The organism is Leptotrichia sp. HSP-342 (assembly GCF_041199995.1).
GTDB lineage: Bacteria > Fusobacteriota > Fusobacteriia > Fusobacteriales > Leptotrichiaceae > Leptotrichia > Leptotrichia mesophila.
Genome location: NZ_CP165646.1, coordinates 766,822 through 779,472, shown reverse-complemented (window position 1 = coordinate 779,472; position 12,651 = coordinate 766,822). Strand labels below are relative to the sequence as shown.

13 protein-coding genes are annotated in these 12,651 nt (G+C 29.6%); 4 read left to right on the top strand and 9 right to left on the bottom strand.

The genetic code is table 11. The annotated features are described in order from the left end of the window. Window positions 1-6: 6 nt before the first annotated feature. Together AB8B23_RS03885 and trhA are read right to left on the bottom strand one after the other, a co-directional pair. Entirely contained in the window at window positions 7-582 is a 576-nt protein-coding gene (locus AB8B23_RS03885; RefSeq protein WP_021745168.1) for a helix-turn-helix domain-containing protein, read from the bottom strand. 85 nt (window positions 583-667) lie between these two features. Continuing rightward, window positions 668-1,345, bottom strand: coding sequence for a PAQR family membrane homeostasis protein TrhA (gene trhA / locus AB8B23_RS03880; protein WP_369713514.1), 678 nt, complete (start codon window positions 1,343-1,345; stop codon window positions 668-670). 694 nt (window positions 1,346-2,039) lie between these two features. Here trhA and AB8B23_RS03875 point away from each other — a divergent pair. From AB8B23_RS03875 to AB8B23_RS03860, 4 genes are all read left to right on the top strand, one after another. Continuing rightward, complete coding sequence (locus AB8B23_RS03875) at window positions 2,040-2,666, top strand: MotA/TolQ/ExbB proton channel family protein (protein ID WP_369713513.1); 627 nt, start codon at window positions 2,040-2,042, stop codon at window positions 2,664-2,666. 123 nt (window positions 2,667-2,789) lie between these two features. Next, on the top strand, window positions 2,790-3,206 hold the full coding sequence (locus AB8B23_RS03870; RefSeq protein WP_006804489.1) for an ExbD/TolR family protein: 417 nt from the start codon (window positions 2,790-2,792) through the stop codon (window positions 3,204-3,206). A 46-nt stretch (window positions 3,207-3,252) separates the two neighbouring features. After that, window positions 3,253-4,236, top strand: a complete 984-nt coding sequence (locus AB8B23_RS03865; RefSeq protein WP_369713512.1) for an energy transducer TonB — start codon at window positions 3,253-3,255, stop codon at window positions 4,234-4,236. Between the two features lie 88 nt (window positions 4,237-4,324). Further along, the gene (locus tag AB8B23_RS03860; RefSeq protein ID WP_369713511.1) at window positions 4,325-5,401 is read left to right on the top strand and encodes a M24 family metallopeptidase; all 1,077 of its coding nucleotides are present in this window, start codon (window positions 4,325-4,327) and stop codon (window positions 5,399-5,401) included. 312 nt (window positions 5,402-5,713) lie between these two features. On the opposite strand, the gene AB8B23_RS03855 is transcribed toward AB8B23_RS03860, so the two are convergent. The 7 genes from AB8B23_RS03855 to dapF form a co-directional block, all read right to left on the bottom strand. Beyond that, the gene (locus tag AB8B23_RS03855) at window positions 5,714-6,367 is read right to left on the bottom strand and encodes a DUF4240 domain-containing protein (RefSeq protein ID WP_369713510.1); all 654 of its coding nucleotides are present in this window, start codon (window positions 6,365-6,367) and stop codon (window positions 5,714-5,716) included. Window positions 6,368-6,488: 121 nt separating this feature from the next. Continuing rightward, window positions 6,489-7,097, bottom strand: a complete 609-nt coding sequence (locus AB8B23_RS03850) for a DUF2278 family protein (protein ID WP_369713509.1) — start codon at window positions 7,095-7,097, stop codon at window positions 6,489-6,491. A 618-nt stretch (window positions 7,098-7,715) separates the two neighbouring features. Then, complete coding sequence (thrC, locus tag AB8B23_RS03845) at window positions 7,716-9,209, bottom strand: threonine synthase (RefSeq protein ID WP_369713508.1); 1,494 nt, start codon at window positions 9,207-9,209, stop codon at window positions 7,716-7,718. Window positions 9,210-9,312: 103 nt separating this feature from the next. Further along, a complete protein-coding gene (locus tag AB8B23_RS03840; protein WP_369713507.1) occupies window positions 9,313-9,717 on the bottom strand; it encodes an ISAs1 family transposase in 405 nt (134 codons plus the stop codon). Then, window positions 9,681-10,181, bottom strand: coding sequence for an ISAs1 family transposase (locus tag AB8B23_RS03835; RefSeq protein WP_369713896.1), 501 nt, complete (start codon window positions 10,179-10,181; stop codon window positions 9,681-9,683). Before AB8B23_RS03835 ends, AB8B23_RS03840 begins: the two co-directional genes overlap by 37 nt. 660 nt (window positions 10,182-10,841) lie before the next feature. Then, window positions 10,842-11,726 carry a 4-hydroxy-tetrahydrodipicolinate synthase gene (dapA, locus tag AB8B23_RS03830; RefSeq protein WP_147005401.1) on the bottom strand — a complete coding sequence of 295 codons (885 nt, stop codon included), beginning with the start codon at window positions 11,724-11,726 and terminating at the stop codon, window positions 10,842-10,844. Between the two features lie 46 nt (window positions 11,727-11,772). Further along, complete coding sequence (gene dapF / locus AB8B23_RS03825; protein WP_369713506.1) at window positions 11,773-12,624, bottom strand: diaminopimelate epimerase; 852 nt, start codon at window positions 12,622-12,624, stop codon at window positions 11,773-11,775. Between the last annotated feature and the right edge of the window lie 27 nt (window positions 12,625-12,651).

Below are 12,651 nucleotides of genomic sequence, written 5' to 3'. Positions count from 1 at the left end.
ATTTACTTACTTACTTTCAGTAATTATAGTTTTATTGCTTGAAGTTCTTTTTCCGCGATTATCTATTAATGCGTCAACTCCACCTTTTTCATATTTTTTTACCCAAGAATAAATTTGTTGGTATGAAACTCCAAATTTTCTAATTGTTTGATTGTAGTCATAATTATTGTTTTGACAGAAAATTACTGCTTCTACCTTTGCTTCTATTGTTTTTCTTACATGTTTTTTTACTACAGTGTAGTTTCCATTGATATCTATACTTCTTCTATAGTCTCTTATCCAATAATTTAGCACGCTCACAGAGGCAATATCATATTTTTTACAAATATCAAATAAAGAACCTTCATTATTGAGATAGCTTTTAATGGCTTTTTCTCTGGTTTCACGAGTGTAATGTCTATTTTTATCTCCTACAACTACGCTTTCTTCACCTAATTCAAGGTATTTCTTTTTCCAAGTCATTATTGAAGATTTCGCGATTCCATATTCTTTGGCTAATCCCTGAATAGTTGCTTTTCCATCTAATACTTTTTTTACGAGTTCAATTTTTAGTTCGTTAGATACTTTTGATTTTCTTCCCATTAAAATTTCCCTTTCTATAAATAAAATATATATTCTTTAATTTACTTAATGATAATAATAAAACTGCTTAAAAATAAATAAACTGTTATACCAAATAAAATACTGCCAAAAAATGTGACACACTTCCAAAAATTACGAAAATATGCCATATCATATGATTAAATTTACATATTTTCCACGAATAAAATATTGTACCAAGTGAATATAATACACCTCCTGCAATCAGATAAATCAATGAAGTAAGATTTATATTATTTATAAGATCATTCCATGCAAATATAATCATCCATCCCATAATCAGATACAACAATGTTGACAACATCTTGAATTTTCCTGTAAAAAAAGCTTTGAATATAATTCCTAGCACACATACTGTCCACTGGATAGTCAACACTATCTTATTCATTGGCGAATTAACGACCAAATAAAGAAAAGGTGTATATGAGGCAGCTATAAGAATATAAATTGCTGAATGATCAAAAATTTCAAAAACAATCTTAGCTGTTCCAGGCTTTAAACCATGATATATTGATGACATTGTATAAAGAACAATAAGTCCAAATCCAAATGCCATGAATGAAATAACGATCCCAGCATCGCGTGTCCAGCTCGCCCGAATTGTTAGTATCAGAAATGCCAAAACAGCTAATCCTGCACCAACAGTATGACTTACAAAATTTGCAATTTCTTCTCCGCGTGAGAAATTTTCAGCTTTTTTGTGTATTTCATTTAATGAGTTATTATTCTTAGTTTTTTTATTCATATTTTTCCTTTCAGATACAAAGATATTTTTTATATTTAAAACTGTAATATTATATAGTTGACAAATGCTTGAAATATCCTATTTTTAAAGTTATCTGAACATAAAATCAAATTCATAAATAGCTTGTGTTATAATAATATCATGCAAACTTTTATAAATTATTTTTTTTTCCTTATAAATTAGTTTTATTTTTTTGACAACTATTTAAAATAATCTAATTTTGTTATCATTATAATTTTAACTCTTTTATAAAATATATCACCTGTTATAATACTCTAATTTATTATAACAGTTATTTTAATTATATTCAACCCAAATATTTTAAATTTTTCAAATTTTATATCATTTTATATGTATTATATACGATAAATACTACTTTTTATCAAATTATTAAAATTTAAAAAAACTTAGAATTTTGATAGAATAATCTGTTTTACAAATCTTACTTTAAAATAATTATTTGTGTATCTAAGTAAAATATTTTGAATTATTACATAAAATTTGACACAAAATTATTCTTATAGTAAAATAATTTTATATAAAAACTTTTAATATAGAATTTTTAATTTTGTAGAAATATTACTTAAAAAATCGATGTTTAAAAGTTATAATTATCTTACTTAAAATCTTAAATTTATATGGAAATAAATTAAGCAGTTGAAATAATAAATATAAAAAGAAAGAAGGACGAATTATGTTAAAATACCTTTTTGACGGCGGAATATTTATGTGGGTAATTTTACTTGCCTCAATATCTGGACTTTCCGTTATTATTGAAAAAATGTATACTTTTTTATCAAAGGAAAAAAAATTGTCAGAAAATGAGAAAAATCAGCTTTATAAAGCACTTAGAACTGGAAAGAAGGAAGAAATTTTAAAACTTTGCAAAGATAAGACTGATTCAGTTTCAAAAAGTGTGACAAAAATCGTTTCCAATATGGATATTAACTTCACTAAACTTGATAATTCACATAGACAAGTTATAGAAGGAATTATTAGTGAAAGTATTCTGGAACAGACTACTGAACTTGAAAAAGGTATGAGTCTATTGGGAACAGTTGTAAATGCAGCTCCTCAACTAGGACTTCTGGGAACTGTTACAGGAATGATTACAGCCTTTTCAGCTCTTACCCGAAATGGTACAAGCACAGCAAAAATAGTGGCTGGTGGAATTTCAGAAGCACTTTACACAACTGCATTTGGATTAATCGTTGCAATACCTGCATTAGTCTTTTATAATTATTTTAACAGACGAATTGATGTTATTGTAGCCGAGATGGAAAGGGCGGCATTGCAGTTTTTGAGCCGAGTAAAAGATTGATTTTTACAACCTTTTATTCTAATCTTATACTTAAAATTCAAACTAATTTTATCCGATTTAGATTAGTTTAACTTCAAACAAATTTAAGTAAAATTTACAAATCAAATTTCTTAGGAGAAAAATATGAAATTTTCTAACAGACGAAAACGTCAAAACGTTGATATATCAATGTTAAACTTAATTGATGTAATTTTTATGCTGCTAATATTTTTTATGCTTGCAACTACATTTAACAATTATTCACAATTTCAGCTGTCAGTTCCAAAAACATCAGCACAGCTTGAAAAAAAGGAAGATACAAAAATAGAAGTAATCGTAAATAAAGACAAAAAATACTTCTTAAAAATAGACGACAAAACTAGGGAACTTTCCCAAAATGAAATAGCTTCCGAATTTTCAAAATTACCAAAGGAAGCATTAAAAAATATAACTTTAACTGCCGACGAACATTTGGAATATAAGGACATTGTGGATACGATGAGTATTTTAAAAAATATGAACATAGAAAATATAAGTTTAAATATTCAAAATAAAAATTAAAACTATATAAAATTAGATATTTAAAGAAAACGAATGGAGGTGAAAAATGAAATATTATATAATTTCAGCTGCAATAAACTTGGGAATACTCCTTATTCCAATTGCAACTCCAGTTTTAAAACAGAAACTTGAAGAAAAAAAAGAAAAGCAGACTATTGTTGTTGACTTAAAAAATAGTATTTTGGAAGAAAATAAGACAAAAAGCACAGTTGATACGGATAGCAATGAGGAAAGTAACGGAACGTCTGGGTTACAAAAGGGAAATCTACCAAATAAAAACAATGCAATTTCCGAAGCTCAAAACATAGAACCAAGTAAACAGCCTAAAAATCCAAAACAGCCCGAACTCTCACCATCACAACCAATACAGCCAAAACAACCACAGCAACCATTACCACAACCTCCCAAAGTACCCCAAGAGACCATACCAAAAGAACAACCAAAACCTACATCACACCCAATTATCCCCCCAGTTACCTCCACCCCTAAAAATGCTACACAACCAGTAATTTCACAATCCACAGGAAATTCTGCCAGTACAAAACCAGTACAAAACACCATAACTGCTTCAAACTCCACTATTTCCAATAATTCTGGACATAAAAACACTCCCTCAAATTCAGGAATTTCACATGGAAACAAAAATGGAAATACTGCTAACGGAAACTCTACAAGTAACAAAAACGGAAATGGAACAGGAACAAGCGGAAATTCAACTAGTTCTGGAAATGGAAATGATAAAAAGTCTGGAAGTACACGAGGTGGTGGATGTCGACGTGGCGTAGATTTTTCTGTTTCTTACAATAGCCATCTGGAAGTACCAACTGCAAACCAACGGTTAAAACGAAAAGAAACCATCATTGCTACAATCAGATTTACTCGTGGTGGCTCTGTTTCTATCCAATCCGTTGCAGGAGGAAACAGTCAGTCTCAAGCTGCTGCAAGAAGAGCGGCTAGTAATGTACACGTAAGTTTTTTGACAAATAACTGTTCTTCTGGAATAGTTACATTGCAATTTAATATTAATTAAAATTTCTTACAAAAAATAAATAGAAAAAATTTTGAATTTGTGTTACACTTTAAAAGTAAAAAAATTTTAATAAAAAAGAGGAAAAAACATGGAAAAAAGAACTGAAAAATTATCAAGAATTTTAAATGAACTGAATATTGATGGATTGTTTATTACAGACTTGTATAACCTTCGATATTTTACTGGGTTTACTGGGACAACTGGAGTTGCTCTTGCGACAAAAAATGGGAATTTTTTCTTTTCGGATTTTAGATACAAGACGCAAGCGACTAAACAAGTTAGTGAAATGGGATTTGAATTTGTGGAAGTCTCACGTGGCTCACTGCAGACAGTTGGAGAATATATAAAAAAATTTGGGCTAAAAAATGTGGGATTTGAAGATGTAAATGTGGCATTTTCTCTTTATCAAACGATAAAAGACATTTTCAAAGTAGAATTAGTGCCAGTTGGAAATAAACTTGTAATGGAACGAATGGTAAAATCAGAAGAAGAAATCGCACTTATTAAAAAGGCTGTAGAAATTAGTGATGTGGCATTTTCAGAGGCTTTAAAAATTATAAAGGAAGGCGTTTCTGAAAAGGAAGTTTCTTCATATATGGAATACATTCAAAGAAAACTAGGTGCTGATGACCGTTCATTTACTACAATTTTTGCCAGTGGATACCGTTCAGCTATGCCACACGGGGTAGCTTCTGACAAAAAGATTCAAAAGGAAGAATTTATTACAATGGATTTTGGGGCATATTATGAAGGATATGTGTCAGATATGACAAGAACTGTTTACTATGGGGACAATATTTCTGATAGACATGTAGAAATTTATAATACTGTTCTAGAAGCGCAAATATTGGGTGTAAATACTATAAAAGAAGGAATAATGTCAGATGATGTTGACAAAGTTGTTAGAAACTTTTTAACTGAAAAAGGCTATGGCGAGTATTTTGGACACGGATTAGGACACGGAATCGGTGCTGAAATTCACGAATTACCTTACTTATCAAGCGCTTCACATATTGAACTAAAAGAAAATATGGTTGTAACTTCTGAACCAGGACTTTATTTTGATGGATGGGGCGGAGTTAGAATTGAAGATGATGTTGTAGTTAAAAAAGATGGTAGAGAAATATTAAATAAAAGTAATAAAGAATTAATTATCTTACATTAATTTTCGCAGGATTGCTCATTGCCGCAAATCCTGCACCTATGGCTAGACTACGACTTTTATTCGCCCAACTACGAAACTCCTCCTTTCAGTCGTCAGACAATCGCAGTTGAACAAATAAAAGCTCCGTCGATTTATTAAAACTAAAAAATTATATTTTAATTATTTAGAAATGCTAATTTTTTTACCTTTCATTGAAAAAATTTGTAACAAATCTATTATTTAAATAGGGTTTTGTGTAAGTAGCAGAAATCAATTAAAACTAATTACAAAAATAAGGAATGTCCCATAAATTGAGACACTCCTTTGTTTTTTTTAAAAGTACATTTTTTTAAATAATGTTGGACACACTTCTTTCATACTGTTTGGAAATTGTGCACACCAGTGAAATATTATTTTTGGATATTTTTTGTTGATGTATCCTATTTTTCTTTTATAATTATTCAATTTTTTATTATAATTATCAATAAAATTATCTTGAAAAATAGTTTTACTGTTAATTTTGTAACTTTCCTTATTTAAAATATTGTGTGAGCAGTTTTTTCTTGAAAAAGCATAGGCTGGAATAAAAGCAAAGTTTTCATTTTCAAAATAATTTGTCATAAATTTTGCTTCAAAAGATATATTTATATATTTTGATAAATTATCCTGATTTTTTATAATCGAATGATATATTTTTTCTCCCTGCGAAATTAACCATAGCCTAAAAAAATCAAAACTCCAGCTCGCTGTGTCACCGTTCACAAGATACGAGGCACACCACAACTTTTCATTATAACTTTCACGCATTAATTCAAATGTAATTATTTCAAAATCAAAAATTTCCTCATCTGTTTTTTTTGATAGAATATCTATTAAATAGTCTACAAACTCATTATTATTTTTGGCTTTTTTATGCGATATGGAAATGTATTTCCAAAACTCTTCACGTTTCATTTTAAGTTTTGTAGCAAAATTTCTTATAGACATCTTTGTCACACCTCTTTTCTTTTCTAACTTTTATATTTCCCCATATTTTATTAATTATTTTTATAAAAATTTATTTTAAAATCCATCTCATAAATTACGTCTAATTCTTATTAATCTGACTCTAAACACTTTCAGGCATATTTAAACTTTGAGTAATAAATGCAATAAATACAGCTGTAATCTTATCATCTCGTCTATTTCTAAAAAACAACCCTCCATCAGAATACGAAGCATCATTTTTCCTAAATTTATCTGTACTTCCTTGATTCATATGAATATCATGCAACCCTTTCCCATTCGCATAAAGCCTTCCAAACGCAATCACTTCATAATCATCATTATTCATAGCCTGCACAACATTCTTTTCAATAATTCCGGTCAAATAAACGCTTTTTATATCAAACCCCTTCATCTGTATCATCTTTTCGTGTGGAAAAAGTTTCATTCTAATATAATCCAGATATAAATCCTTGTGACATTCTGTAATGCCATTTTTTTGTGACAGCATTTTACGGACAATCCTCTTTCGGCAATTATAATTCTCATCATAATAAACCTTCAAATTGGAAGAAACAATTTCATTCATCTTCTCATAAATACTTCCAATATTAACCGCCAAATCAAATCTTTTCCCCTCATCATCCATCGCTACAATATGATAATGTGCCCTTTTATCAAAGTCGTACCATTTATCTATAACTTTTCCTCTAAACATCACATATTTTTCCATATTTTCCTCTTTACTGCATATCTGAATTTCTACTTTTTCTCATTATAAGTATAACATATTTTTTACGAAAGAAAAGGGTTTAAAATTTTTAAAAAATTATTAGAAACAAGTTCAGGTAGGGAAATAATCTACATTGATGTAACAGACTTTGACGAATATTACTACCGTGAATATGACTGGAGTAAAAGAAGAATATCTATTGAAAAAAAGAAAAGTAGATTAAGATATTCAAAAATAAATCTGGTTACTGAAAAAGTAGAGGATACACTAATTAATAAATGACTCAGAGAAATATTTTTAAGGTATATTGAAAAATTAAAGAAAGAGTATCCTGATAGTTATGGATAATACCAGATTTTATGGAAAAAGAATATTAGAAAAGAGAATTAAGAAAACGGGACATTATCTATTATTCCTTCTACGATATTTACTGGATTTAAATCAAATAAAAAAACATGGGCTAGCCAAGTAAAAATTAGAAGACATAGCCCATAATTTTAATATGCTTATGGAGTGATGAAAGTAATAAAAGTATATGAAATAACGGGAGAGATTTCAAATAAAATACTCAAGTGATAAATTTTAATAATTTCATAAAATAATCGATCGAGTATATTTTTATTTCAAATCTTTTATATATTTTTTTACAAAATCTTGAATATCAGCCTTATCAATTACATTCGAAAATCTTATTTCTGAATTTCTGACTTCTGTTAATTTTTCTGGAAATTTTACCCCAGTAGTTTCTGATATTTCATCTAAAATTGTATAAGGATTTTTTGTTTCATCAATTCCCAATGCTTTTGCAATTGGAGTTGGGAATTTGAAAGGGTGTGCTGTTGACATTATTATAGTATGAGTATTTTTGTCTAAATTACTGTTATCTAATTTTTCATAAACAGAATAAGCAACTGCTGTATGAGGATCCATTAAATAATGATAATTTTCATACACACTCTTAATTGCATTTACAGTTTCATCGTCATTTGAAAACTCTCCATAAAATTCATTTTGAATATTTTTCAATTCCTCTTCATTTACAGACAATTCTCCTCCTGAAAGCAAGTTTGTGATTAATTCATTTACTCTTTCAGAGTTTTCATTTAATGCATAATATAGATATCTCTCAAAGTTTGATGAAAGAAGAATATCCATTGATGGAGAATTTGTTGCATAAAAATCTCTATTTTTATTATATATTCCAGTTTGGAAGAAATCAGCTAGAACTTTATTTTTGTTTGAAGCCGAAATAAATTTTTTGATTGGTATCCCAAGCTTTTTGGCGATAAATCCAGCCAAAATATTTCCAAAGTTACCAGTTGGAACTACAACATTAAATTCCTCATTAGGTTTAATTGTTCCAGCCTTTACCAAATTTACGTAAGTTGATACATAATATATGATTTGTGGGAATAATCTTCCGATGTTGATAGAGTTTGCACTGGAAAACATTACATTATGATCGTTTGCATATTTTTTAAATTCTTCACTTGAAAAAATGACTTTTATGGCACTTTGAGCATCATCAAAGTTTCCGTTTATCGCAACTATTTCTACGTTGTTTCCAAGCTGTTTTCGCATTTGTTCTTCCTGCATCGGACTAACTCCATTTTTAGGATAAAATACGACAATGTTAATTCTATCAATATCTTTGAATCCTTCAAGTGCAGCCTTTCCAGTATCACCAGAAGTTGCAGCTAAAATCAATATTTTTTTATTTTCTTTTTGTTTTTCTTTACTTAAAAGCAGTAAATACGGGAATAATGAAAGAGCTAAATCTTTAAATGCCAATGTTCTTCCATGAAACAGTTCTCCAAAACTCACTTTTTCGTTTAATTTATGTACAGGAACAATATTTTCATCAGTAAAAGTAGTATTGTTATAAGCATTATTCACAGCATTTTTTATTTCTTCGTCTGAAAATTCTGTAAAAAATAGTTTTATAATTTTTTCTGAAAGTTCTTGATAAGATAAATTTTTCAGTTCATCATAAGTCAATTTCACTTCTGGCAATTTTTCAGGAATATAAAGCCCACCACCATTTGCAAGTCCATGTAATGTGGCAAAAGTAGAGTTTTGTAACTCACCGCCTCTTGTACTTTTATAATTCATAATTACACCTCTTTTTAATTATTTTGTTTATAAAGTATTATAACATAAAAAAATACCCCAATCAATTAAAATAGAGGATTTTCACGACAAACGCATGAATATTTTAAACTATTTCTTTATATTTAATCCATTTTTTTAACAACAACTTTTCTATAATATCAAAAAATAATTTTAAATATTTCCTTATATCTAATGATATAATGTACTTCTTTATCCTTCTGCTAAATTTCTTTCTGAACGGCAGTTCTTCCAGTATTGAAATTGCTAATTTCCTTAGAATATTTAAGTTTCTTGCCGCATTTTTGTTTAATGTCTTATTTGCATCTTCTCTGAATGTCACATCCAGTATCCAATGATAACTTTCTATTGCCCAATGTCCTCTTACCGCTCTTACGAATTCTTCCACTCCCCCTGCTGTATTCGTTATGTAATACCTTTTCTGTTCCTGATTTTTTCCATTTTCTTCTGTTGTTAAAATGATGCACCTATCCCTTTTACTTCCTTCCATTCCTTATTTCTTTTAATAAGCCATTCTGTTTCTTCAGTATAGTAATATTCCCTAGTTTCCAGTCGACCCCTTTGCTTTTCTGTTTTCCTGCTGTACATTCCTTCTTCCTTTAATTTTTTTCTGAATCCCTTGTCAGCAAAGTAATCTTCTATATCTTCTTTTAAAGTCTTCTGGTTCCCTTTTACCTGGAGACAGAAATAGCCCTTCTTCTTTCCTATCTTTTTTATGATTTCTTTCTGGGTTCCTATCGCATCTATTATAACTATACATTCCTTTACTAAGATTTTATCAAGCAGACGTAATATCACTTCTATCTCATTCCCTTTTCCTTTTGGCAGCTCCAAGTATCTTTTTAATGCTTTAAGATACAGTTTCCCAAATTCCTCAATCTCTTCCCAATATTCAACATTCGCAAGCATAGCAAAAAGAGTAATCACAACAATGTGACTTAATTTGTGTTTTATTTTTGAAGCCTGTCACTTGTCCTCTATTTGAGTAATATATATTAACAATTCTTTTAGATTTTTTTCATGCGTTTGTCGTGTAGGATTTTTTCACTTTTATTTCTTAATAGTATTGACTTTTTATATAAATATGATATAATATTTACTGTAAAATATATTAAATAATAAAAATACAAAAAGATTAATTCAAGAGGAATTTATGTGAAAAAGATGTTACCAGGATTATTTTTAAGATTAATAGTATTCTCGTTCTCAGCGCCAAGTTTTGTATATGTGAAGGGCATGAAAGAAAAGATTACTGATCGAATAAATTTTTACTCATGCATACTTGTCAACAGTCCTTATTTTTTCATTAATACGGCTGATATCTTTTTAATATATCAATTCCAGTTCCTTTTATTCAGGTATTTCTGTAATTTTTTATCTATAATTCCTTTAGATTCTTTTTTCCATTTTCTAATTGTTACTTTTGCTACTCTGTATTCATTTTAAGAATTTTTTGTTCTCTCAGCATTATTTATCATTTTCGTCATCAGTATATTATACCCTAGTATTATTCTTTAGCCAAGGTTGTAGAATAAATTTATTTTTAAAAAATTTAGGAAAATACCGTAATTAATATTGCAATTTGTAAATCTAAAATTTCCAACAAATAAAAAATTAAAAAATTCCTTTTTCTTTAAACACTTTTGTCAATTTCCCATAAGTATCCGCCTCAGCCTCTACCAATGGTAATCTTACTATGTCATTGTCAAGTTTTCCAAGTATTTTCATAGCAGCTTTCACAGTTACAGGATTTCCTTCCACGAACATGTTTCTGCTTACATCGTATAATTTTGTGTGCAGTTCAAACGCCTTATCAAAGTTCTTGTTTAAGAATGAACTGATTAAATCGCTCATTTCTTGGGGCATTATGTTGGCAACTACAGAAACAACTCCTTTTGCACCGATTGACAGCATTGGTAGGATTAGGTGATCTTCTCCTGAAAGAATTTCAATTTTATCTCCGCATAAATCCTGAATTCTTATCATTTGTTCAAGACTTCCTGTCGCTTCCTTTACAGCTACAATTTCAGGCAGTTCAGCCAGTTTTGCGATTGTTTCCGCTTCAATATTTGTTCCTGTTCTTCCAGGCACATTATAAAGCATTATAGGAAATTTTGCTTCTTGTGCAATTGTTTTGTAGTGCTCATAAAGTCCTCTTTGACTTGGTTTATTGTAGTATGGGCAAGTGCTTAACGCTGCATCTGCTCCCAGTTCCTTTGCGTATTTTGTAAGTTCTATCGCTCTTGTTGTATTATTTGATCCTGCCCCTGCGATTACCTGTATTCTCCCTTTCACTTCTTCCACAACTATTTTTATTACTTTTTCATGTTCTGCAAATGTCAAAGTTGGAGCTTCTCCAGTTGTTCCGCAAGGTACGATTCCAGATGTACCATTTTCAATGTGATAATTTACCAATTCTCTTAATTTATCCTCATCCAATTCCGTTCCGTTATTTTTAAATGGCGTAATTAGCGCCACATACGAACCTTCAAATTTCATTTTATTCCTTCTTTCCTTAATTTAACTTCCTAAATTAAAAATTTAATTATCTTTGATATTTATACATTCCTTCAGCTATTTTTTCACTAGGTCCTGTCATAAATACATCATTTTCTTCACCTTCATACTCAATAACAAGCTGCCCTCCTGGAACTTTCACATTTACCTTATCATCTACAAAATCAAAAGTTTTGGCAAGTACAGCTGAAGCTGTAGCCCCAGTTCCACAAGCCAATGTTCTTCCTGCTCCACGTTCCCAAGTGATTACTTCTATATGCTCCCTGTCATACACCTTTACAAAGTTTACATTGACTTTTTTGGGAAATAAGTCAGTATAGTTTTCAATTTTTTTACCAAGCTCATCAATATTATAATCTGCAAAATCATTTACAAATATTACAGAATGGTCAGTTCCCATAAAAATATACGAAATTTCAATTTCTGTTCCGTCGATATTGATTTTTTCTCTTAAAAACTCCTCTTTTTCAATATTTATTAATTCTTTTACATTAAAAACAGGTTTTCCCATATTTACTCTTGCTGTGAAATCGTCTTTTTCCTCATCGTAATTTACTTGTATTATCAAATCGCCAGGAACTGTTTTTACAGTAAATTCGTTTCCTTCAACTAGGTGATTGTTTACAAGATAATGTGAAAAACATCTTATTCCATTTCCACACATTGGTGCCTGACTTCCATCTCCATTAAAGAAAAACATAAATGGCATGCTTGCTACATATTTCAAAATAATCAGTCCATCTGCACCCACTCCAAAATGCCTGTCACAAACCTGACTCGCAAATTCCCCATATTCAGGTATTCCTTTTTCAATAAGATCCTTCTCAGCAACAATAATAAAATCATTCCCCGCACCTTGATACTTCTCAAATTTTAACATCTCAAAAACCTCCATTATTTTTTATAT